We start from the raw sequence: 24307 nt of genomic DNA on the forward strand, positions 1-24307 counted from the left end.
AAGAGGTGGTTGAAACTTATGGATGATTATTTCGCTATCTTTTTAGACAGGCGAAATACATAAAGATGGATTTGAGATAAATACCCAATGCCCATCTATATGCGAAGTGTGAGGTGACCGAAGGTGACTAGTTATAATCGTTTTGATACCAAGTGTCATAATCGTTGCAATATTTCATGCGATTGCAAGGGCTCGAACACGTACTTGCATAGCTAACGGTTGAACAGCCTGTATTGCACCCTGTGTTACAACCGGTATAAGCTGTGCTGCAGCCGCCACTCTGTTGGCAGAAATTAAAGCCACACCCGCTTAATAATAAGATAGAACCAAATACCAGACTGATTGAGACTGCCTTCTTCATAATCGTTTTCCTTAAAATGTCCTTGCTTATTTAATTTTAGTCAAAAACGAGTTAAAATCAAGCAATTGAATCCAGGAATGATCTTTGTGATTTTTTAATTGAGTGTATTTTATGGAACCTGTATACTCATCGCTCTTTTGATTTCAAAGTAAACAGAATGGCATTCCCAAAACTATCTGAATTAGCTGCAAAAAAATTATACCAAACATCTCCGAGCACCTTTTTTAGCTTTTATAACAAGGAGATTCCTCCTGAAATTAAGAAGTATGTCGATCAAGGAATCGCAAAACTTAAAGAAGCAGAAGAACAAAACTATCAACTTGAGCTTGAAAAGCGAGAAGAGCGCATAGAAAAGGCTGTTTATCATGTTCAACATCACCCCATTTACAGCAAATGTTGTTCCTTCTTATTAGCGATAGCGATGGGTGGAAGCCATGCACTGATCTATTGGTTAATAAAAGACTCTCTAACGAGAGAAGAAAAAGGAGCGGCACTGGGGACCATTCCCGTTAGTGTACTGCTTGGGGTTTGTTATGGGGCATGTTGTTTCCCTTCAACAGCAAACTATTGGATGAGGCTATTTTTCCCAGCTGCATCCCCTGATCGAGAAATCGATCTCGAAAAACAACTAGGGGAAAATCCGCCGGATTTTTTACCTAAAACTTCCAGGAAAAACGCATAGTGGGATAAGGAAAGTCCATCAATAATGATGATCAACCAAAAAAATTAACTGTCTTTATAAGTCCGACCTGTTTTCATCACAAATTTCACTTTTTCAAGGACGGTTATGTTTGTCATCGGATCACCTTCAACACCGATGATATCAGCCAACATACCGATTTTAATTTGGCCCCTGTTTTTAATATCCATCATTTCCGCCGCATTGGTGGTGGATGTTCGGATGGCATCGATGGGAGACATTCCCCGCTTGACTAAGGCACTAAATTCTTTTGCATTGTCCCCATGAGGAAAGACGGGTGTGTCGGTACCAAATACAATTTTCACATGAGCTTGTATCGCTTTTTCTAAGCTTTTCCGTGCTTTCGGAATGACATATTCTGCTTTTTGACGGATATCATTGGGTAACATGTCGTAGTTGATGGCATAGCCAAGGTAAGAGGTCGGCACTAAATAGGTTCCTTTTTCTTTCATTAAACGGATGCTTTCATCGCTTAATAAGGATCCATGTTCAATAGAGCGGACACCGGCTTTAATTGCATCGTTTATTCCTTGGGTGCCATGAGCATGTACCGAGACATACACACCGTGTCGTGCCGCTTCGTTAACCATGGCTTTTAATTCTTCAAAGGAGTATTGCTGGGCACCCACGGTGGACTCGTGAGATAATACGCCGGCTGTCGCTCCCGCCTTTATCACTTTTGCGCCATATTTGATTTGGTATCTCACGGATTTAACAACTTCATCCACCCCATCCGCCACACCATTTTTATAGCTATTAGGAATATGAGCACTGCGATAATTGCCGACCATCTCCGGGTCCATGTGTCCGCCAGTGATGCTTAACGCATGGCCCGCAGGAATGATATGGGGGGGCGGCAATGATTCCCTCTTCACTGGCTTTTGCAAGGGCAACATCAACTAAGGTATTGCCTGGATAACCTTGACTAATATCACGAATGGTGGTGAAACCAGCCATTAATAGCGTTTGAGCATTTTTAACACCATTTAAGGTTGCCATCGCGGCATCAGTTTGAATATATTCCAAGGCATAATTTGGTGTAAACTCAAAATGAACATGGACATGCATGTCCATTAATCCAGGTAATAAGGTTAGCTGTGGTTTTTCGATGATTTGCGCCGATTTGGGAACGTGTTGCGGATTGATAGCCGTTATCGTGTCATTTTCGATTAAAATCGCTGCAGGACTTACATATTTGCCAGCTTGAACATCCAAATACCGTTTTGCTTTTAAAAGAATGGGGTTAGCTTGCACTGAACTAATCAAAAAAATGGCCAGCGTTAAATATCGTTTTTTCATCCTGCTTCTCAATTCGTTAAAAGCCGCCAATTATGGCAATGAAGATTCGCATAGGCAAGCGCAAAGCGAGCAAAAAAGCGAATTAGAATCCCTATTCCCCATTAAGGAGGGTAACGAGGGCAGAATGGTTCAAAATTTGTTGTACATGACCAAAAATGATATAATAAATGACTTTTCAAAATACGAGATTTAAATAATAGCATTTGGTGATATAAGAAAAATGAATCACACCGTTACGTTGGTGTTTATTAAATAGGTTCTCAAGGGTATGCATCATCGCGTTATAATTAGGGGCTGTTTCACTCGGAATATAAGAGCACGACAATAATCTGCTTTTTAACTGTGGCCAGTTGAGGTCCTGATGGTTATCGAAGGAATGCGTCTTAAACGCTTGGCCATGAAACGTTAGTGCTTGCTTTTGTGCATTTTCAGCAGAAACATTGAGATAGTCTGTACCAAATTCGATGAGCAGTTGCTCGTAGTCTCTCATGATCGGGGTATTGTTTTCCCTAAGATTCCAAACTAAAAAAAGAGACCCTGTGGGTTTTAGAACTCTTAAAAATTCAACCTCCGTTTGTTCTTTGTTAAACCAATGATACGCTTGGGCGACGGTGATAAGGTCAATGCTATGTTTGGGTAATTGCGTATGGTCGGCTTGTCCATCAATGCTCTGAAAGAGGGAATAGTTGGCTAAATATTTCTCTGCAGCTTGTCGCATGGCTTGGTTTGGCTCGACACCAAATACCTGAATTCCCTCGTCCAATAGCAATTTGGTAAATATTCCTGTCCCTGAACCAATATCAGCAACGAGGGAGTGAGCCGTTAAATGACATTTTTCTTTCAGCAAATCCACGATAGCTTGTGGATAACCAGGTCTAGCCAATAAGTAATTTTCTACCCGATTTGAAAATCGTTGTGTGTTATCCATTGTTGTTCACAGGCATTGAATGTCTTTTGACAGTTACAGATATGTATGGAAATGTCAATTTAATTACTTTCAAGCAAGTCAAGCATTTTTTTTATTGCGTCGTAACTACCATATTATTGACGAAGGTGATAATTTATCAGTAATGACTTGCTCCTATTGGACTATGCCAAACACCATTATTTGCCAAGACTTTGATGTTTTGCATAAGTCCTGTTCTATCCAATGTTTAAATAAAAATAATCGAATTGATTTGATAGATGAGGGCGATCAGGAGTCCAGGAATGATTCCCAACCTGGTTAATTGACTAACGCCATGCAGGTTTATTTTATGTATCGCATTGTTATTACCCTTTTTGCAACGGTATTTTTTTTTCATTCGGCAGCGGCTGGACAGTCGCTTAATGAACAAATAGAGAAATTGATTAAGCAACAATTGCCCAATGCAACGGTCGCTGTTGTCGTGAAGGATATAGCAACAAATCGCGTTTTATATCAAAGGAATGCGGATAAATTATTATCGCCAGCCAGCGGCATTAAAGTTTATACAGCCATTGCAGCCCTTTATGGATTGGGGCCAAACTATCGATTTGTGACGCAATTATTTCATAAGGCCAACCAGTATTATCTTCGCTTTGGGGGGTCTCCTTCGTTTAAAAAAGAAGAGCTGACTAGTTTACTATCCAATTTAAAGCAGTCCATGGTGAATCATCAAACCAAGGTTGTGATTGATAGTTCTCGCTTTAAATCGCCTGATTATCCGGACGGCACGTCCTATGATGATATGGGTTGGTATTATGCGGCACCCGATACAGCGGCGATTATCAATGAAAATGCCGTTGCCTATCAATTTCTCCCATCCCAGCGGGCCAATTTGCCGGTCGCGGTAGCAACCAATCAAGCAAACACGGGCATCACCATTATCAACCATCTAAAAACTGCCAGTAAACAGGATAAAAATAATCACTGCCAGTTTAATATCGAAGTGAAGCCTAACAATACCATGCGTCTTTATGGATGTATGCTCAAATCTAAAAATCCCATCACCATGAAATTAGCCGTTCCCAATCCTTTATTACGTGCAAAGCAGGAAATAAAGAGTCGCTTAACGGAACAAGGCATTAAACTAGCAACGCCCATAAACAATGGCATCACACCCAATGATGCAGAAGAGATCGCTCGAATAGAATCGGTTAGCTTATTTAAATTGGTTAAGCGCATGCTTAAGAAGTCAAATAATATCTATGCCAATAGCATCACAAAAGAACTTGGCTATTCTCAAACGGGAGAGGGATCTTATAAACATGGGACGTTTGCCATTAAAAAACTCATTTCACAAAACACGAAAATTAATATGAAAGGGGTTCGGCTCTACGATGGCGAAGGAACACGCTATAATTTGATAACGGCAAACCATATGGTTAGTTTATTGGCGGCTGTTTACAAAGATAAGCCCATGAGAGAATTTCTATTAAAAGCCTTACCGCAATCAAGTCGCTCAGGGAGTTTGGAAGGGCGAATGCATGGCACGGCACTTGAAGGAAAAGTGTTTGCTAAAACGGGGAGTATGCATGACATTGCATCGCTCTCAGGTTATGTGATTGACGGGGCGCATTCGCCGTTAGTTTTTTCCATTATTATCAATGGACTCGATAAGCCTTTGAGAAATGCTAGGGCTGTTGAGGAAAAAATATTGCTAATGGTGTATCAGAGTGACGTGGCAAGACGTCGGGGATAATTGGTCGAGGTCGGAATTGAGAACTACCCTTGTCCTTGGGCTTGAACATCATCCATGATGTCGTCTCAATTACTCGCCTCGTGATCTTAGAATACCAAATTCTAGCAAATTGTCTTTACGAGAAATGCGGAACGTTTTGTAAGAAATTTCTTGGGCTAAAGCCCTTATTTTATACAATTGATTGTATCCATTAATTAGATTGCTAGGAATCACTAGCAAAAAAAAAACGTGATTCAATTGAATCACGCTTTTTAGCGTAGGTAGTCGGACTAATCTGGGTTACAAAATTATTGACCCGGTATTCTTGTGAAAACAAACACACCAACGGGGACTTGTTTACCATTTTGCGTGAAGTGCTTCGTTTTTGCCATGGTCGTTGGTTTTTTAGGGTTGGTGTCTTTATCATCAGCCTGATATGTTTGGCCATCATCACCGCCTGAATCCCAAGCATAAGCGTCAACAGTGACTGTGGGAACCCACTTGCCATTTTTATAGAGGTTCACATCGCCAACGCCGACAAACCAATCAGGACTTGGCGCAATCATCGCGACCATGGAGACCATTGGAAATTTTGTCGTTGCGGTAAACGTTGTAGAGGCGGGTTGGTGAACTTCACCTTTTAGCGGTTCTTTTGTTTCGATTAAAGAACCGGCTTTTCCTGCTTTGATAGCCGCATTGATTTCTTCATCTAGTGGATTATGTTGGCCATGCTCAGAAAGATTTTCTAAGCCGGGTGTTGGTTTTGTGCCGACTTTAAAAATATGATAGCCAGTAGCATGGGTTGCACCGATTAAGGGTGAAAAATGCCCAAGGCCTGTTGGGTATTCAACGGGGTGAGACGCAGCGTTCCACGTTGGAACAAAAACGACTTTATATAGCGCACTCTGGTCAGCACCAGCATAAGTGCTAGTTGCCATTGGTAAAATAGTACCAAAAGCAATCGCCTTAAGTAGTGTTGTTGTTTTTTTTCCTTTCATGTAAATTTTCTCCATAAATAACTAACACTATTAAATCTAGTTCAGTGTTCCCTTTTTATCAAGTTTATGCAACGCATTGATTAGAAATTATTTTTTCGTAGGATGATAACCCTGTTATTGACTTGGGCTGCTCATGGGATCCTCATCCAAGGCCTTTTGTAAAAAGGATTCCCTAAATGGGCTAAGATAGTCTGAAAAAAATCCGATCGCTCGTCCGACAATATTCATGTCGTAGAAGCGAGATATTTGTGCTGCTTTCTGATGAGTGCCAAGAAGAATTTTATTAAGGTAGCTAACACAGTCGACTTCGCCAGGTTTCATTTTATGCAATGCAAAACTGAGATCGCCGCTATGTGTTTTAATCAATTTATTATGTAAGGCTAGCATCTCGACTATCACCTTTCCTTTCACCGTCCTCGCTTCACATTGATCCAGCGGATCGGATGTATCCGAAGGAGTTGGGGAAAACTCAATTAAACATTCTTCTTGTTTGATAGGAATGCGAATATAAGCATGTTGACCGACATAGCCATACAGGGCGGAAGCTGCTATGAAGCTTGCCTTGTAACTTCGAATTTCAAACGTGATGTCTTCTTCTAAGAATTCCGCATACTTTTCGGGGTCGTTGTCAAAATGGTTTGCTATAAGCAACGTTTCTTGATCTTTTATATAGTCAGCGATGGTTATTGATTCTTGCAACTCTTTGATTGCAACCCCGATCCCATCAAGGGCGTATTTCGTTTGTCTTAACAAGGGATCTTTTAAGAGCTTTTTAGGCGTTCTAAAACCAAACGCAGCACCAATATAAAACCCAGCCATCATTCCTAATAGCGTTCCGCTTATCGGGTTAAAATTCCATAAGCCACGGATTAAGCCACAGAAACCGCCCAATTGAGTACCTAAAATTCCGAATAAGGTTGCCGTGAACAGTGAGCCTATCTGAAGAAGATAGGTTTGAATCAAATAGCCATAAGAATTGGTTTTTGAAGAGGATTGTAAGGCACGATAAGACGTCAATACGTCATCCAGTGTGTTCAGATTGGTATCTTCCGTATTATCATAAAAACGATTTAATTTGGTGATAAAATCAGCAAGGTCATGGATAAATTCTTCGCTAACATCTTGGTGTCTTTCTTTCGCTGTTAGAATAGCGAGATGAAGATAATACTGTATTTCTCCAGGAGGAAGCGTTTTAATACCTTTTTCACAGTCATTTAATCGTTGCAATTTCATCTCTTAACCTTAATGCATTGAATGGCCAATAATTTCGTGTGTAGATTATAACACATAATTGTAAATATCAAACACAAAGGGCTAAATATAGGCTTAAAGATCAAGTACGATTCATTTTGCTTGCTTGTCCTCATGCGCAACGTCATACCGTCCATTTTTTTGCTTGTCTGTGGCGTTTCTGCATCAATTTTTATCCTTTACATAATTATGTTACTAATAAAGCTATTAACAATTCGTTTCACGGCGGTAATGGATGTACCGTGTTTTTATAACAAGGAGGGTGTATGAGTTTAACCTTGGAAATGGTTAAAAACTATTTGGAGCAAATTCCAACATTAAAAGAAATCGATAATCAGGCTGTCAAAGATAAGGAAGATAGCAAAAAAGGACAAACACCTTTGACGATAGAGCTTGGACGATTGTGGATAAATAACATTTTGACCGATGAAGATAACCAATTATTAGACATTGAACAAACAGCATTAGTCAATTTGCAAAATGCACTCTATGATATTCCCACGGATTTGAGTTTTCATACGATTATTGTGGCGCTTAAAGGACTTGATTTGGTGACAGTCCAAAACAACTTATTTATCGCTGTTAATCAATATATCGATAATTTCCTTCTTTTTGAGAGTCATATGGATGCTCATAAGATGTTGTTAAAAGCGATTGTTTTAGAGTTAAAAATCATGGAATATGATTTAAGTAAAAAAGACGGTCCAATCACTCTAGGACCCAGTTTTTGGCCTATTCAAATATTGTCAAACGAAGATAGAATCAGTAACCTTTCTAAGGTAAAAGAATTGCTTGAGGATATCTTAACAAGGTTTGACACGATTTATACACCACCTGAGAAGGTGAGTGCGGTGTGTTAAGACTTGTCTTGCCTCGATCATGGGTGTTTTTGTAATTCCTGTTTTATAGAATGATTATAGGAGAGTTGTTATGAACCGCTATTCATGGAAAATGGGGGTCATTATTTTTTGCTCATTTTTGAGCGTTCAGTCAATCGCCTTCCAGCCATACAATGAATTAGAAATCGCCTATGTTGACTTAAATCATTATCCAGAAAAAATAAATCACTTTGGCCCCGATACGGAAATAACCATTGGTGATTTGCATGGTAATGCCTTGAAGCTTCTGAATTTTTTAATTCATCAAGAAGTTATCAGTATGCCCGCCAAAGATTATCAAAATTTCGTGGAAATTTATCATACTCCCCCGGACAATCTGACTAGCAAAGACATCGCCATATTTCATGCAATTATCAATGCGATGTTGATTAATCCAGCCCATCCGGTCAGATTTTTAGGCGATGATCTCTGTGATAGAGGGATGAACGATTATTTTACTTTACACCTGTTTAAAAAATTAGATTTAGCCAATGTTAATTTTGAAGTGGTATTATCTAATCATAATAATTTTTTCCTAAGCGCCTATGAGCGGCCGGAAAAATCATTCAGTTATAATCCTTACGGGGAGGGCAACCACGAATCGTTAGTGCGTTCTATGTTAAATTTAGGCAAGTTAATTGATAGGGGATTGGTTGATAAACAAGATATTCTTGAAATCATTCAAACAAACTATTTGAAACACTTGGTCTTTCCCGGCATGACGGTGAATAAAAACAAACAGGAAATCACGCTCTACACTCATGCGCCAGTTGACTTACAAATCCTTTCGAATTTAGCTAAGGATCTCAATATTGACTATCAAGACAGTGATTTGAATCATCTAGTTCAAACGTATTCATCAATCAATCGGCAAATTCAATCTTGGATTATGCAAAATCAATTTAGTACCAATTATAAGCGTTTGAATGAGAGACACAAAACGGAGAATACCCCAAGCCCTATCCAGCAGGTGTTATGGAATCGCAATTATACGATTTTAGAGAGGGTTCATAAGCCTGAAGGAAAAGCATTTTCCATCAATTATGTCCATGGTCATGATTCCCAATCCAACGTCGTTGATCTGGATAATAAATTCGGAAAAGGGGATAATTACGATAGAGGTCCTTTGGCTGTTTATATGACAAACCCAGGACTTTCTCCTTGACTGTCCCCCAATCTCTAAAATTAAGGCGAACAAATATGTCCCATACCTATGACATAACCCTGGTAACAAAAGCGGACTATGTCAACCCAATTAACCCCAATACCTATGTCAACAATATTTTATTAGAAGATAATTTAGTGATGTCCGCCTTAAAAGCACAGGGGCTTAACGTGCATCGGGTCAGTTGGGATGATGCGGCCTTTGATTGGTCGTCAACAGCGTCTGTATTGATTCGAGCGACCTGGGATTATTTTGAAAGAATTGATGCGTTTCGGGTTTGGCTGCACAACACTACCAAATTAACCCGATTTATCAACCCCTATCCATTATTGCTTTGGAATATGGACAAGCATTATTTACAAACATTATCTGGTCATGGCGTTGCCATAGCACCGACACGATTTATCAACCAAGGTGAGTTACAAACGTTATCCTCATTATTTAGGGAAACAGGGTTTCGCGAAGTGGTTATTAAGCCCGCGATTGGCGGAGGTGGGTATCATACGTATCGCATAAGAGCCGATCACATCGACATGTATGAATCCATCTTTGCCGACCTTATCAAACAAGAATCGTTATTATTTCAACAATTCCAATCCTCGGTGTTGTCATTTGGTGAAATTTCACTCATGTTTTTCGCTGGACACTATTCGCATGCCATCCGCAAGCAAGCCAAGAAGGGAGAATTTCGCGTGCAAGATGATTTTGGTGGGACGGTAACAGCCTATGAGGCGGATATGGCGACAATCGCATTGGCAAAAAATATTCTCTCATTGTGTCAACCAATCCCTCATTATGCACGTGTGGATTTAATTGCAGACGGGGCAGACAGTTGGTATCTATCTGAGCTTGAACTTATTGAACCAGAGCTGTGGTTTAGGTTTAAACCAGATTCTGCTTCACGTTTTGCTGAACACTTAACATCGCTAACCTGTGCAGTATAAATAATTGGGTATACATATAGACTAATAATCGATACTATTGGGCCAGGCTTTTTAAAAAGGAAATGAAATGAAGTTAATTTTTAAAGTGACGGTTCCTTCTTCGGTGGTCGTATCTTCACCGACTGTGCAGACAGCTCCCAATGCGCCAATAGGCCCTTTTGCCCCTACTGGCTATTATGTTCCTGCAGCTCCTTATGCTCCGCTTGCAACAACTAACCCGGTACCTCCACCATCTTCCTATGGGAAATTTAATCCGCTTGGTCAAATAACACCAATCGCGTCATCCAGTTCATCCCATTCCCACTCTGCGCCATATCAACCACCACACCACCATGGACACCCAGCCCCATCCGTACCCAAAAGCCAAGTGGTTTCGACAGGGCCTCATGGATTTTTTAGTCCCGCAAATGCCTCTCAGTCACCGGTATCAATCGTTTCAAACGTGCTAACAAATATAACAAATGCTTCCTTTACCATTAAGAGTATTTCTGCTTTTAAAGAGGATCCCTCTATGGTTGAGGCAGACATTGATTTAGTCGGCCTTCAACGTGCTGAAGAGGTCATTACAAGCATTCGAAATGCTATCGCGAAGAATTCAAATATTGAATTAGTTTCAATAGTGGATGACCATTCTTACGGTAATACGCATGGCAGAAATTTCAAACACTAACCTGCCTGTTTTTTTAAGGCGATGCTGGGATATCTAAAGAGGACTCTGGCGCATCTTCAACTTTTTTGAATAAAGAAGAAGATGCTGCCGAAAGTTCATCCGCTTTTTGTTGTATGGACGTTAAATTTTCTTGTTGATTCATATGTTCCTGCATCTTATCAATAACTGTTTGTTTCAATTCCTCTAATTCTTGATTGGCTTTTTTAAGAACCGTTTGATGAGGAAATCGTTTGTCGTCTTCATTGGCAAATAATACCATGAGGTGATGGTACAATCGTGCAAATCGGTGTTCGCAAGAGGGGGAAGTTGCTTCGCTATTTTGAGCCTGGTTAGGTTTAAAGAAGTGAAAAGAAGCCATCGTTTTCTCCTAATTTGTTTAGAGCACTAACGGTTACTAACACTTTCAGGACATACAAGACAAAACATCATTAACCATCTATCGCTACAGAACAGCTGGGTTTGGTGATATTTATTCATCCCTGTTAAATTTCATCAATATCTTTAAAGTAACATCGTTTGTTCAACAAAGCTAGGGTTGTTCCTTAGCGAATTTGCTTCTAAGTTTGGCATGTTGATATGGGTTTATAAAGTGCTTAGGGAAGAATCGGTGCTTCCCATTGCTGTCTTTGAGGAAAGGATTTCATCTGCAGCACGCAAGCCGGAAAGGTAGGCACCGTGGATAGTGCTGGGGTCGGTGGTAGAGGTTGCTTCACCGGCAAAGAATAGTTTTTCTGTGACAGGGTTTGCCATGATTTGGTAAAGGCCAGCGTCATATTGATAGGGCAAGTACGAATAACTACCCAGCGTGTTGGGGTCGTCCGCCCAATTTGTTTGCATGGTACTCGTTGGTTCGGGTATATCATTACCATAAAGGGTCCGTAGGTGTTTCATTGCCCAACTGGTTAAGGATTCACGCCCCTTTTCATGGGCTAACTGGCCGCTGATAAAGACTAACAATATCGGCTGCATGGTGTATTTGTAAAAATTAAAAATATTAAACCCGTACTCTTTCTGCTTTGGTAATAAACCTATCCACTCATGCCCTCTATCCCAAAAAACATGGTCAAATTTTAAATAAAGTTTATCATAAATGCCCATCTCAAGCTGCCTAATTGCTTGTTGCTTTTCGATGGGTAAATTGGGTGAGAATTGAATTTTGTTCGCTTTTAAGACCCCCAAGGGGACAGTAATGAGGACTTTCTTTGCTTGAAAATGTCCTTTATCTGTATCGACGTGAATGACGTTGCCTGAATAATCAATTCGTCTAACGCCTTGATGAAAGAGGATAGGAATTTTTTTACTTTTTTCTTCTAATATCGTAACAAAACCACCGACAACTAAGGCGTTTTTGCCGTCACAGGTGGTGTTTATATAAGGCTCTTCGCTCGCAAACCCTAATTTTTTGAGACTTTCTGCATATTCATAGGTATAGATGTTTTGTAATGCATAATATAAAAGGGCTTCTTGTCTATCGCTGAGTTTTTGAGAGATGGCATAATTATTAAACGCCATATCAAAATCCAACTCTGGATTGGTGGTTTCCATGCTGTGAAGGAAATCCTTGATCAATGACTTAAACTCGCTTATTTCGTGACTCGCTATTTTCTGTCCTTTTTGATCATAAAGGGCAAAATCCCCTAACATGCCATCACTGTCGTCAACATGATAGCTGTTGGTGACTAATTGATTGGGCCGAAACAAATGTTTAGCCGGATTGACTTCACTGCCATGTAACCACGAAGCCCCTAGCTCGATTGGCTCACCCCAGGAATAGTTAGTATCAATTCTGCCGCCGATACGATCGCGTGATTCAAGAAGTAAGACATCTTGATTCGCATCGATAAGCTTTTCCGCGGCAGTAAGACCAGCAATCCCTGCTCCTATGACAATCACGGCGTAGCAATGTTTTGTAACATCGGTACTGGGTGTGGAGGCTATTGCCAGATCAGGAGCTGGGTCATTCATACAAGCCGTTGGGTAGTCTTGGAACAAATATTATAATTCAACTCGAATGAAATACCACTTTAATTTACGAACCCTAACTATCATAGAATAATCTAAACTAAATACTGTGGAACTATTGAAAGGGATACATATGAAAACAGCATTTGTTCTATCCGGTGGGGGAAGTCTTGGTTCAGTCCAAGTAGGCATGCTAATAGCGCTGATGGAAAATGGTATATTTCCTGATCTCATCGTTGGAACATCGGTAGGGGCTATCAATGCATCACTCATCGCAGGCGATCCGACTCTCGCGGGTGCAAATCGACTAAAAAGCATATGGTTGCAAATGAAAAGACACCATATTTTCCCAAGCAATTTCAAGAACATTTTTTTGGGGATTTTTGGCCACCGCAATCACTTGGTTTCCAACGAAGGACTTAAATCCATCATTCGCAAAAATTTGGATTACACGCTGTTAGAAGAGGCTAAAATTCCAATCCATGTTATTGCCACAGAAGTTAAAAGCGGGGCTGAAGTCATTCTATCAGAAGGCAATGCCGTTGAAGCCATTACTGCCAGCGCTGCGATACCGGGTGTTTTTCCCCCGGTTAATTTCGGGCAGGACCAACTTGTTGATGGCGGGGTTGTCAACAATACTCCCATATCTTACGCACTTAAACTTGGTGCAGAAAGTATATGGGTATTGCCCACAGGGTATGCTTGCGATTTAACGTCTCCCCCAGATAGAGCAGTTAGCATGTTGATGCATTCAATCAGTTTACTTATACAACAGCGGCTATTAAGTGATATTCATGCTAATCAAACGAATAAAGCACTCCATGTTATTCCGCCACTGTGCCCAATTACAACAAACCCGACGGATTTATCCCAAACAAAAGACTATATGGATCGTTCTTATCAGAGCACAATTAAATGGCTACAATCGAGTCAGGATTTAGAACAAGCTTTAAAAACATTAACTTTTCATCGGCATTAGCCAGGATTTAGCTAGGCTATAGCATCTTAAGCACAATGTGCTATCCATCAAAATAATAACTTCGATTCGGTAACCCCTCATCCGCCCTACGGGCACCTTCTCCCCATGTTTGGGGAGAAGGTAAAATGAAGAAAGTTATTTGAAAGTGATATGTCTAAAAAGCAACGTCTAAACGATGAACTGGTAATTGTGTTGGTTTTATAAGCGGGTGATGGGAATCGAACCCACGCTATCAGCTTGGGAAGCTGAAGTTCTACCATTGAACTACACCCGCACCATCTAGCAAAACCTCTTGAGGCCTGGCAGCGGAGTGTATCACTAAATAGAGGGGTTAACAATAATCCATGAATCCTCCGTATTCGAGAATGACGATTCGATAGGTGTTTAAGTTAAAATAATTTAAGCGGGTACTACTAATATCTAATTGACAAATGCAAGCTGTGTGCTTTGTCTATCGCTTCAGTCACTTGTTCATGATCTTGGCCAGGGTCTGTATACTGAAATTTCTCATGATCCAATCCTTTAATGCTGTTTAAAAATGAGATGATCGGATCATTCTCAGTTATAACTAATTCTTTCATCGCAAAAGCCAGGGTATCTTTGTGCTCTTCGCATTGAGAAACCATTGAGGGGACCAAGACAAATTTCGCGTCGATATCCCAAGGTTTCTCCTTGCTCATGACGGTGATTGTATTTTGCAGAATGGGGCTTATTTGTGACAAGATAAAATTGAGGTGTGAATAGTTGGTATGCGATACCAAAATAAATTGAACGCCATCTGTTTTGTCTAAATATTCCTTGTAATTCTTGATGCGATCTAACATTTCTTGGTTAACCAGACACATCGAATTAAAAATAGTGCTAAATTTCTTAAAATCCATATTTACGTCAAATTCTGAATTAAAAGCATTGTGAAGGTCACTCGTGGTAATTTGACCTAACCTCAGCGATTTTAACTGGCCAGACGTTCTCATCCATTCCCACACGCTTTCACCAGTGTTGGGATTACTATTTTCTTTAAACCATGAAGAAAAGCCTTCTTTTAGGGAATCAAGATTTGAATTGACAAATTGGCCTATAGAAAAAACGACATAAATCAAAGTGAGCTCAGGATAAAACAGTGATTTGTTGCTAATTTTATCATCAAGATTTTAGTTTATCCATCTATGCAAGCAATAGGAATGGTTGAAAATTATGCATATATATGATAAAATGAACAACCTGTTTCAAAGACCAGTAGGATGTCGGAAACTATTTTTTATAAATTGAACATCATTGTGTCTCTAGGAATATGTCTAGTTTGTCGCAAATTATTGGATAAAACAACCATTCGATGATAACCCCAGGAGTCCGTTATGTGGTTTGCCTTTGCTATTTTTGCCGCTATCTTATGGGGATTTAATTATGCATTAACCGAAAAAATCGTGAACAGCATTTCCCCTGCTACCTTATTGGCTATGGAAATGTTAATCGGCAGTGTCTTGTTTTCTGGTATTTCTTATTTCACCACGATGAAAAAGGATGTTGAGCTATTATCCACGAATTCCAATCTCTTATTATTAACGTTAGCTGAGGTAGTCATTGTCCTAATAGCCAGTTATTTTATCGTCACCTCCATCACGCTTAAAAATGCGACGACAGCGGGAATTGTTGAGCTAACCTATCCTTTGTTTACGATGGTATTCACTTGGTTCTTATTTAATCAGGTTCACATCAATCTTTCGGTGATTATTGGTGGTTTATTCATTTTGGGTGGTGTTCTGGTTATTAGTTTTGCTTAATGTCTTTGCTCCCATTTTCGGGAAAACTTTGTATCGGACAATTTTTAAAATAAGCCGTCGTTGCGAACGTAGTGAAGCAATCCAGAACGGATATTTGTTCAGAGATCGAACTGGATTGCTTCGCAAAGCTCGCAACGACTGGGCTATTATGAAATTATCCTTGTACAGAGTGGCGCAAACGCGCATCAATTGTTAATATTACCTTAACAATGAGCAAATATAATACACGACCAATATTGGCGAATTAATATACAAAAAAAGGTTGGTTATAGCATGGTCGCGTCACCCGTTCATTATGTTACTTTTAAAACTAGTCAAGGAACATCGAGAAAATTATCCGTTATTGATGGTGTGCCATTTTATTGCTCTTCCGGGGAAAATTCGCATTCAAGAGGCACATGGTTTCCTTTTTTAGGAATTGAAACCGAAGGCAGTGATCGGGGGTGGTTTCGAAAACCTGGCTTTCTCAATGAATTAACAAGTCTCGGCGATACCATCCCTCAGACATATAACAACCACTTTCCATCGTTTGATATTCGAAAACGGTTTACCAGCTTAAAATGTTTACTGATCTCAAGCCTTATTGGGGGGGGATTCTGGGAAACAGAAAACGGGAAGGCGTTATTTGAGACGTTGAAACAAGACCATCCGCAATTTTATTCAGATAATGCCTATATACTGCAAGACACAGGCCAAACCTTTAATGCAGAAAACACCCCACCCCAATCAGTTGAAAGAACAAAAATATATCGGGCTATCAATGAGCTCCTTGAAAAAGGGGCAATTTATTCTTTGACGAGTGGGTTTGATGCCAAGCGTTTTTATCAACAGTTTGTGGACGTGGGTTACGCAAAAGATAATCCAAATCCCTTAAAAAGTCATGTCGCTACCTTGTTTAAACCCACTTATCCTCAATATCCTAAAACGCTTTCACCTGCATTGCATGAGGAAATGAAGTGGCCTAACGATTACCAAAAAAGTTTAGCGATGAGTGAAGAGCAAAAAATTGAGACAGAAGAATTTATCCGCCTTATCTATCCAATTGCAAGAAAGAACATAAGCACAAATCCTAAATATTTAGATTATGAATTATGCTATGCGGAACCTATCAATGGCATCTATCAAAATTGTAAAACGCATGTGAATATTGACTTTTTGCATAACGGTGAGATTATCGTTTATCCCGATAACCTCGATATTATCTATGAAAATAAAAATAAAAATACGCTTATTTTTAAAGTTTACAACCTTTCGCGAGGGGAGTGGATGGTTTTAAAGAATAGTACGCTGAAAAGTCTAATTCCCTATTTAAAGCAGTTAAGTGAGAATCCCCATATTGCGAAAATTTATGATTTTTGTGGATTTAGAAGAGCTACTTCTCAAATAGGCAAGCTGTATGATAAAAATTTGACTCAATTAATAATGGATTGTAAATCCACCCCGATGAGTGCGGAGTATAAAGAAAAATTGATGGTGTCTTTACTCAAAGGGATGGAGGCGATTCATAAAACCCCATATAAATTTTCAAACACGGAAGGATTTTTGTTTCATGCCGATATCAAACTTGACAATATCTTTTTTGATAAAGCAGCCGATGATGTGGTTATTGGTGATCTGGGGGAAATTGGCAAATGGGATTTCTTAACCTCTAGTTCGGGTTATATGCCCCCGGAATTGGCATTGGAAATATTAAAGTTAGAGGCAATGGATAAAAACAATTATTCTAACAATCATATTATTACTTTTAACAAAAAAAGAGGTCCCGGTATTGATATATGGAATTTAGGGTTGGTATTTGCCGGTCTATTGCAAGGTGAGATTATTAAGCATAAATCCTATGCAAAAAATGTCTATTTTCCTCAATTAAATTTTATTTTAGACCGCTTGCAACGAAAAGAGCATGAACAAACTTATTTAGGAGAAATGGCCAGTTTAGAGCAAGAGGAAATCGATGAAGAAATTCGGCAAATTAAACAGCGTTTACCACAAACGGAGGATGGTCAACATTTGCGACGATTGTGGGAGGTTGTCCATCAGATGTTGCAAGTTACACCGAGTAAACGATTGAGCGCGTCACAATTAATGAATCAATTACAATCAAGCGTCACGAACACCTCTGATGTTAAACAAGTGTCTGACTTGGGGACGCCAACGGGTGTCAAACGATTTTTTCCACCTGCAAACTCAACCCCGTTCTCTTCTTTGCAAAATGCGCAAAATCAGATGATGTGATGGTTCGTGTGCTGTTGCTTTGTTAATTGGTTTTACCAAAGCTGCGCAAGCGCTAATGGCATGAAGTTTCCTAGCACAAAACTTGATTTCCGCTTTATGCTTGACCAAACTTTAACTAAGTTTTGTCAATAAGATTGATACATTGATAAGAATCGCGATTTTATTGTTGTTATTCAATACAAGTCTTTTTGCGGCAACCAAACAGGCGCCAGTTAAACCCATTCGCATCGGCATTTACTTAACTTCACTTTATAATTTTGATTATTCCAAAGGCACGTTTAGCGCGGGCTACTACCTATGGACCGTCGCGGATGATCCCAACTATGACCCGACAAAAAGTTTAGAAGTGGTCAACGCTATCGACTATCGGATGGCCAATCAAACACGAGGGAAAAATCCCGATGGTACAACCTATACAACCGTCCACTTATACAATACGAACTTACACTATTGGAATGTCAAACATTTCCCATTTGATAGGCAACAACTAAAAATCATTATTGAAGATGCGTCTGATTTGCTAAGCATCAAGTTTAAACCGGATCTCAAAGAAAGTGGGATTATACACACGCTTAAGGTCGAAGGATGGGATGTTCAAGGTATGCAAATCAATACTTACCCGTTTAAATATAAAAGCAATTTTGGAAATGAAGATTATTCCTATGGGTTATATTCAAGACTGACAGTCACAATCAGTCTGAAGCGAGAGGGTTTGCGATTATTTGTGAATTATTTTATTGGGTTTTTCGTGGCATTAATTTTAACGTCGCTCATATTTTTCATTGATCCTAAGGAGATCGGTACGCGTTCTGGGTATGTATTAAGCTCGCTATTCGCTTCCGTGGGAAACAAATATATTATCGATGGACTGATACCGCCTGTCACAGAGTTTACGTTAATCGACGCCATTCAATTTTTAACCTTTGCCCAAGTTCTTATTGCTGTATTTACCACACTTTATGTCTTTAATTTGGCAAAATCAGACCAACATGAGAAAGCGAAAAAGATTAGTCAGCGGGTTGGTTATGTCGTTGTGCCGATGGTATTTATATTATTGATTTTCTTTTCTTTAATAGCCATGCTGTCTTAAACTCCAGGCTTTTACCGATACTATGGAATAGAGTTGGGCTACCCGTTGCCAAGTTACAAAAATGAGTGGTATGGTAAAAGGATGCCTATACCATTAAAGGTGCGCATTGCTACGGCAAATTGCGGTAATGATGGGCCGGGGCTCGATGCGCTTCAAACGATAAAGCAGTTAATAGAGCGGGAAGATCTGGACTGCTTCATCCTAAGTGGTCAAGAATTTAACTTTCCTACGTTCAAGTCTCAATTTTGCCAAATATTTTCCGGCAGTCAGTACCATCTGATCGAGTTAGGCAAAATGCACACGCATACGAAACCATCTCAGTTCTTTCACAAAACCACTGGAATTGGAGCGTTTATCATTGCAAAAGGGGGCATGGAAATACAACCATTAGAAACGCTGAAATCCCGGCGTTCAACGAAAATTCATTATTCCCACCCTTATAATAAGGGTGGTTTAATCAGTAAGTTTACGATTATACATGAAGGCAAGTCCTATCAATATCACCATGTGAGTGGCCATTTGGATTCAAACAAACCCGCAAAGGCAACCTATGATTGGTACAAGCTTATTAACAACTATGCGCATGGGCGAATTATGCACTGGGATGAATTAATTGCAATCATTCCGGATATGCTCTCAACAGGTATGGACGCCAATACGAGAAATGTGATTTCTGAAGGAGCTATTATTAACCCATGGCTCGAAGCACACGACAATACGAAAGGGATGAGAATCGCACCGCTTGGGAATCATTTTTTTTCAGGGAAAAACACGTATCATAGCCATTTAGAAAATACCGAAGAGACAGAAGACCCTAAGCGACGAGGATTTGTTCAAGCCGGTTCGTTAGATGTTGTTGGTGTGTTAGATCCTGCGAAAGACGCTAGTGTATTTGAGCTAAACCATGATGATTGCATTATCATACCGAGTAACCCCACTTCATCTAAACGGGATCATGCCATTGTTATCAGCCCAGCGTTTCCGATAATTGAAGTGAATGACTTTAATCGAGTTAAGCGTTTCCTATGCGCACAATTAAAGAATTTATCGTTGGGCGTCAGTGATTTAATCCGTTCTTTTGAGAATTCACCTCAAAGCAGGCAACAATTGATTGATTGTTATAATAGTTATTTATCCAAATCCGGGTTATTAGCTCAGATCGTTAAAGATCATTATCAAGCATTAGGCACGCCCCCCAGTGGAATGTATAAAAATCAAACCAAGCCTTTGTCTTCCGCGCAAGCGGGGGGGGCCATTTTTTGACTAGAATTAATGGAAAGGGTTGTTGAGCTCCTTTTTAATTGATAGAAATAACCGCGCAAATGGAATGAGGTGGGTAGCACTATGGTAAATTGCATTCGACAAACGAAACTAACCGGGATTATTTTTTTGATAGTCCTAATGATGAGTATCAATCAGAGTGTGTTCCCCCAAACAACCAACGAAAAACCGACACTGATTACGGTGACGGAAGACGATTTCCAAGTGGATGGCAAAGGTAAAAAAGCTAAAAATTTCAAATTAACCTTCACTCACCCAGACGGCTCTCAAGATGAGAAAGGCTATTTTGCTAAAAAAGGTGATATGTTTAATGTCGTCGTCGAAAATAAAACCACCGTACCGATTACGATACATTGGCATGGATTAATTGTGCCCAGCAGCCAAGATGGGGTGCCTTTTGTAAGCCAACTATTAATCCAACCGGGGAAGAGTAAACATTTTTATTATCGTCTTTTGCAATCGGGAACCTATTGGATGCACTCCCACCAGAAATTCCAAGAACAAATGCAGCTGTCAGCACCACTGATTTTGTATGATGAGCAAGACTCATATCAAAACAGCCAAGAAGTGATTATGTTTTTAGAAGATTTTAGCTATACCCCCCCGGAAAAAATATTTACTGCATTAAAAAATCAAAAAATGGATATGTCAAAACCCAAAAGCAGTGGTGATATTAATGATGTCAACTACGATGCATTCCTAACTAATAAGAAGACATTTGCTGCCCCTGATGTTATCACCGTCAACGCCTCCAATCCGGTTAGACTGCGTATCATCAATGCTTCATCGTCAACAAATTTTAGGATAGATACGGGTCTTTTAAATGCCAAATTAATCGCTGTTGATGGCCAACCGGTGCAGCCGATGGAAGGTAAGGAATTCCCTATTGGCACAGCCAATCGACTGGATTTAATCGTCCAACTGCCTCCCCAAGGGGGCTCATTCCCGATCAAAGCACTTGCTGAAGGCACAAAAATGCAAACGGGATTAATCTTAACAACGGATAAAGCAAAAGTACCTAAACTTTCGTCAGCGACGCAAACACCAATGGGACGTGTTGCCTATTATGAGCTAGAAAAGAAACTAAAATCGCAAGAAGGCTTGCCCAAGAAAAAAATCGATAAAAAAATTCACTTTGTCTTGAATGGAACAATGAGCGGCTATGTTTGGACCATGAACGGTGAAGCGTGGCCAAACGTTAATCCAAGCGTGGTGAATTTCGGAGATAGAGTTGAAATTACCTATGAAAATAAAACAGGGATGTCTCATCCGATGCATTTTCATGGCCATCTATTTCAAGTCACTGAAATCAATGGCCAACCCATTAAAGACGGTGCTGTGAGAGACACCGTCTTAGTACAACCCAATACAACGGTTAAAGTGCAATTTGATGCCCTAAATCCCGGGGTTTGGGTGACCCATTGCCATAATTTATACCATATGAATGCGGGTATGCTAACGACCATCCAATACCAACATTATCCCAAGCCGGATTTTTATTTGAACTATATTGGAAAAGGTCAGGCAAAAAAGACGTTTCCTCGGATAACAATTAAAACATCAAGGTAGACTTTTGATGCCTGACTAAAGTGTGCCAGTTAGCGTGATGCCCGTTGGGCAGCCATTTCTAGTAGTTTGGCCTCTGATTCAACCTGGTCAGCCAGTCTAGAGTGACTAAATATTGACAGAATGCGGCCACCTCTTGAATGTTTTGAACGATGCTCTAAACGAATATCTGTCGCAAGTTCTCGTAAAATTTTAGCTTGTTGTTTTGTCGTAGAGGCTTCTTCAAGTTGATGCCAAGCCTTTTCTTTTGGTCTTTCATGTTTTGTGCATTTGTGACCGAATAAACCATGATGAGTGCTAATAACGCGCGCAAGTGCTAGTTGACCCAAGTTGGGCTCTTTAATGGGTGCTGGATGATTCGCTTGACTGATTTGCAAGTCAAAGGTCAATACCCCCATTGCGCCCAATCCGGCATAAGAAAGATTGGTGCGTTGTGTTTTCAACGTAGCAACACTAAGATGATCGCTATTCTTACGGTATTCAGCTAATAATCTCACCAACCCTTCTCGGAATCTTGTTTGGCAGTCTTGGGCATAATCCTTTTTCATCTCTTGGCAGTAGTAGTTAACAAACGCTACCATTTCATCAAAATATAATTTGCCGTTTCTATCTTGTGCAATATCGATATCATAGAGGGTTTGGTCGAGTTGGGAAATGGCTTCAGGGTGTATGATAGGGTTTTTGGCTAATTCGTTGATGACAAGAAATTCATCGGATCGAATATGATTCAACAATTTTTCATAGACATGAGGCAAGAAATAATTACTTTGTTTTAATCTAGCAAAATCCCTGGCGAAAAGCGTTTCTTCCTTGATTAGATTGCTATGTTGCTCAAATTGCTTGATTTCATCCGCCAATTGTTTAATTTCTTGGACCTGTTTTAGAAAAGTAATGGCATCAATGTCATTATGTTGGGCCTTTGAGAACGTTGAGTTCGCCTCATCTATCTTCCGTGTCATCCAAGGGATGTCTAATTTATGAGCATCCCGCAAAACGCTGACATGACTATTTATCAAACCTTCTAAAGGAACACAGGGTTTCGGTTTAGGATAGGATGGCGAGATTGGGGAGTGATCGTTTTTCAATTGTTTACCCATAAGACTTCCTTATTGTTAGTATTTAGGGCCTAAGCCCTAGTTAGATACAATTAACTGCTTACAGTGAAACTTGATTGCTTGGCGTTTTTTTATGAACGTCACTTTTTTAGTCTACGGGAGTTTGCTGATTAAAATCAACCCAGAAAAAGTATGTTGGGCCTTGACCTGGGGTATCTTCAGTTTTCTAAAGCAAGAAAAAGTTGCCGTCGTTGCGACCCAGAGCATAGCGAAGGGGAAGCAATCCAGCACATATCTTTAGCGTGACATCGATCTGGATTGCTTCGCTTGCGCTCGCAAGGACTAAATATGAGGCATCTCCCAAAAACTGAAGATATCTCAGGGCCTTGGCCCAACATAGCATCCCGGTTTAACCCAGTTTATTTCCCTTTATGCACTAAATACCCAATCCTTGCACTTCACCAATAATCTCGCTATTTTAGAATGAGGCTTGCTTTAAATACGCTAGTTGGCATTCCCTCGGATTGGTTTGGTTTTGCTAAGTTTAATTTCTATTTTTTATAAAGAATGGAGTCTTTATGCAAGGATTAATCGCCTTTGCTTTGGGTAATTTTACCTTAAGTTTGTTTGTTTTGAGTCTTCTTTTTGTTGGGGTAGCCTTATTGCGTATGCCAAAACCAAGGGGAAAAGCTCAGGTTATCGACAAATTGTTTGCCTACTTTCTTTTATTTAACATTGGGATCAGTTATCTGTATAACTTTGTCATGCATGTGTTTTTTGGTGACATGGCCGCCGCTTTCATTGGTTGGTCGCAAAGCCCATTTCAGCTTGAAGTTGGGTTTGCTAGCTTGGGATTTTGCGTCGTTGGCTTATTGAGTTTTTGGGGCAATCTTGGTTTTCGTGCTGCAACCATCTTAGCACCGTCGTTTTTCCTCTGGGGGGCTGCGGGTGGGCACATTTATCAAATGATAGTTGCTCATAATTTTGCCCCTGGCAATGCGGGCATCATCTTCTGGTCTGATATATTAATCCCAATTATTGGCCTAACGTTGTTATATATGCAATATCAACATCCAATTGGGCAAAACACTCATCAACCATGATCGCTGCACTGGTCTAATCGAATGATGAACAAATGATATAATGAGTCATTTGTTCATCACCCTTTTCTCATGCCGGATATAAAATATTCAATCTATAAAACGCAATGCCCATCCCGTAACGTGTTAGCAAATATTGGTGATAAGTGGTCAATTTTGATTATTAATCTACATTTGACGAAAACCTATTGATTCGGAGAATTAAAAAAAGCCATTAGCGGAATTTCTGCTAAAGTTTTAACCCAATTGATATTTTCTATACTTACTAATGGTAATATTGATTCAATCAATAATACTATTAAAACGTTCGGAATTGAGTTAACCCCTTCTTCCTAACAACAGTTTAAGACAGC

General features: G+C 39.8%; 23 protein-coding genes and 1 tRNA gene. 13 read left to right on the forward strand and 11 right to left on the reverse strand.

The annotated features are described in order from the left end of the window. Positions 1-127: 127 nt before the first annotated feature. On the reverse strand, positions 128-361 hold the full coding sequence (locus AB3348_RS07510; protein ID WP_367606962.1) for a hypothetical protein: 234 nt from the start codon (positions 359-361) through the stop codon (positions 128-130). A gap of 157 nt (positions 362-518) precedes the next feature. Here AB3348_RS07510 and AB3348_RS07515 point away from each other — a divergent pair, with 157 nt between their 5' ends. Further along, positions 519-1043: a hypothetical protein gene (locus tag AB3348_RS07515; RefSeq protein ID WP_367606963.1), complete on the forward strand. Its 525-nt coding sequence runs from the start codon at positions 519-521 to the stop codon at positions 1041-1043. 44 nt (positions 1044-1087) lie between these two features. Here the strand turns inward: AB3348_RS07515 and AB3348_RS07520 are convergent, their stop codons facing one another. The 3 genes from AB3348_RS07520 to AB3348_RS07530 form a co-directional block, all read right to left on the reverse strand. Beyond that, a complete protein-coding gene (locus AB3348_RS07520; RefSeq protein WP_367606964.1) occupies positions 1088-1864 on the reverse strand; it encodes an amidohydrolase family protein in 777 nt (258 codons plus the stop codon). Then, a complete protein-coding gene (locus AB3348_RS07525; protein WP_367606965.1) occupies positions 1818-2360 on the reverse strand; it encodes an amidohydrolase family protein in 543 nt (180 codons plus the stop codon). The genes AB3348_RS07520 and AB3348_RS07525 overlap by 47 nt, the downstream gene beginning before the upstream one ends. 175 nt (positions 2361-2535) lie before the next feature. Beyond that, the gene (locus AB3348_RS07530) at positions 2536-3288 is read right to left on the reverse strand and encodes a class I SAM-dependent methyltransferase (protein WP_367606966.1); all 753 of its coding nucleotides are present in this window, start codon (positions 3286-3288) and stop codon (positions 2536-2538) included. 328 nt (positions 3289-3616) lie between these two features. On the opposite strand from AB3348_RS07530, the gene dacB reads away from it, so the two are divergent. Beyond that, positions 3617-5023: a D-alanyl-D-alanine carboxypeptidase/D-alanyl-D-alanine-endopeptidase gene (gene dacB / locus AB3348_RS07535; protein WP_367606967.1), complete on the forward strand. Its 1407-nt coding sequence runs from the start codon at positions 3617-3619 to the stop codon at positions 5021-5023. A gap of 287 nt (positions 5024-5310) precedes the next feature. Here dacB and AB3348_RS07540 read toward each other — a convergent pair whose 3' ends face one another. Together AB3348_RS07540 and AB3348_RS07545 are read right to left on the reverse strand one after the other, a co-directional pair. After that, positions 5311-6000, reverse strand: coding sequence for a spondin domain-containing protein (locus AB3348_RS07540; protein WP_367606968.1), 690 nt, complete (start codon positions 5998-6000; stop codon positions 5311-5313). Positions 6001-6114: 114 nt separating this feature from the next. Further along, entirely contained in the window at positions 6115-7233 is a 1119-nt protein-coding gene (locus tag AB3348_RS07545) for a hypothetical protein (protein WP_367606969.1), read from the reverse strand. A gap of 284 nt (positions 7234-7517) precedes the next feature. Between AB3348_RS07545 and AB3348_RS07550 the strand changes: the two genes are divergently transcribed. From AB3348_RS07550 to AB3348_RS07565, 4 genes are all read left to right on the forward strand, one after another. Beyond that, complete coding sequence (locus AB3348_RS07550) at positions 7518-8111, forward strand: hypothetical protein (protein WP_367606970.1); 594 nt, start codon at positions 7518-7520, stop codon at positions 8109-8111. Positions 8112-8181: 70 nt separating this feature from the next. Next, a complete protein-coding gene (gene wip, locus AB3348_RS07555; protein ID WP_367606971.1) occupies positions 8182-9294 on the forward strand; it encodes a Dot/Icm T4SS effector Wip in 1113 nt (370 codons plus the stop codon). Between the two features lie 35 nt (positions 9295-9329). Beyond that, positions 9330-10238: a RimK family alpha-L-glutamate ligase gene (locus tag AB3348_RS07560; RefSeq protein ID WP_367606972.1), complete on the forward strand. Its 909-nt coding sequence runs from the start codon at positions 9330-9332 to the stop codon at positions 10236-10238. A gap of 67 nt (positions 10239-10305) precedes the next feature. Next, the gene (locus AB3348_RS07565; protein WP_367606973.1) at positions 10306-10908 is read left to right on the forward strand and encodes a hypothetical protein; all 603 of its coding nucleotides are present in this window, start codon (positions 10306-10308) and stop codon (positions 10906-10908) included. Between the two features lie 13 nt (positions 10909-10921). Here the strand turns inward: AB3348_RS07565 and AB3348_RS07570 are convergent, their stop codons facing one another. Together AB3348_RS07570 and AB3348_RS07575 are read right to left on the reverse strand one after the other, a co-directional pair. After that, a complete protein-coding gene (locus AB3348_RS07570; RefSeq protein WP_367606974.1) occupies positions 10922-11266 on the reverse strand; it encodes a hypothetical protein in 345 nt (114 codons plus the stop codon). Positions 11267-11490: 224 nt separating this feature from the next. Next, positions 11491-12873, reverse strand: a complete 1383-nt coding sequence (locus tag AB3348_RS07575) for an FAD-dependent oxidoreductase (RefSeq protein WP_367606975.1) — start codon at positions 12871-12873, stop codon at positions 11491-11493. A 130-nt stretch (positions 12874-13003) separates the two neighbouring features. Between AB3348_RS07575 and AB3348_RS07580 the strand changes: the two genes are divergently transcribed. Further along, positions 13004-13849, forward strand: a complete 846-nt coding sequence (locus tag AB3348_RS07580; RefSeq protein WP_367606976.1) for a patatin-like phospholipase family protein — start codon at positions 13004-13006, stop codon at positions 13847-13849. A 203-nt stretch (positions 13850-14052) separates the two neighbouring features. Here AB3348_RS07580 and AB3348_RS07585 read toward each other — a convergent pair. Beyond that, positions 14053-14123, reverse strand: a tRNA-Gly gene (locus AB3348_RS07585). Positions 14124-14262: 139 nt separating this feature from the next. Then, positions 14263-14949: a hypothetical protein gene (locus AB3348_RS07590; RefSeq protein WP_367606977.1), complete on the reverse strand. Its 687-nt coding sequence runs from the start codon at positions 14947-14949 to the stop codon at positions 14263-14265. A gap of 255 nt (positions 14950-15204) precedes the next feature. Here AB3348_RS07590 and AB3348_RS07595 point away from each other — a divergent pair, with 255 nt between their 5' ends. From AB3348_RS07595 to AB3348_RS07615, 5 genes are all read left to right on the forward strand, one after another. Then, a complete protein-coding gene (locus AB3348_RS07595; RefSeq protein ID WP_367606978.1) occupies positions 15205-15630 on the forward strand; it encodes an EamA family transporter in 426 nt (141 codons plus the stop codon). A 273-nt stretch (positions 15631-15903) separates the two neighbouring features. Then, positions 15904-17862 carry a hypothetical protein gene (locus AB3348_RS07600; RefSeq protein WP_367606979.1) on the forward strand — a complete coding sequence of 653 codons (1959 nt, stop codon included), beginning with the start codon at positions 15904-15906 and terminating at the stop codon, positions 17860-17862. Between the two features lie 142 nt (positions 17863-18004). Continuing rightward, positions 18005-18952, forward strand: coding sequence for a hypothetical protein (locus AB3348_RS07605; RefSeq protein WP_367606980.1), 948 nt, complete (start codon positions 18005-18007; stop codon positions 18950-18952). A gap of 81 nt (positions 18953-19033) precedes the next feature. After that, positions 19034-20215 carry a hypothetical protein gene (locus AB3348_RS07610; RefSeq protein WP_367606981.1) on the forward strand — a complete coding sequence of 394 codons (1182 nt, stop codon included), beginning with the start codon at positions 19034-19036 and terminating at the stop codon, positions 20213-20215. A 138-nt stretch (positions 20216-20353) separates the two neighbouring features. Next, complete coding sequence (locus AB3348_RS07615) at positions 20354-21802, forward strand: multicopper oxidase family protein (RefSeq protein ID WP_367607069.1); 1449 nt, start codon at positions 20354-20356, stop codon at positions 21800-21802. Between the two features lie 29 nt (positions 21803-21831). On the opposite strand, the gene AB3348_RS07620 is transcribed toward AB3348_RS07615, so the two are convergent. Further along, a complete protein-coding gene (locus AB3348_RS07620; protein WP_367606982.1) occupies positions 21832-22896 on the reverse strand; it encodes a hypothetical protein in 1065 nt (354 codons plus the stop codon). Between the two features lie 536 nt (positions 22897-23432). Here AB3348_RS07620 and AB3348_RS07625 point away from each other — a divergent pair. Further along, entirely contained in the window at positions 23433-23957 is a 525-nt protein-coding gene (locus AB3348_RS07625; protein ID WP_367606983.1) for a DUF6790 family protein, read from the forward strand. Positions 23958-24307 lie beyond the last annotated feature (350 nt).

Source organism: Legionella sp. W05-934-2 (assembly GCF_964199965.1).
GTDB lineage: Bacteria > Pseudomonadota > Gammaproteobacteria > Legionellales > Legionellaceae > JAFIFT01.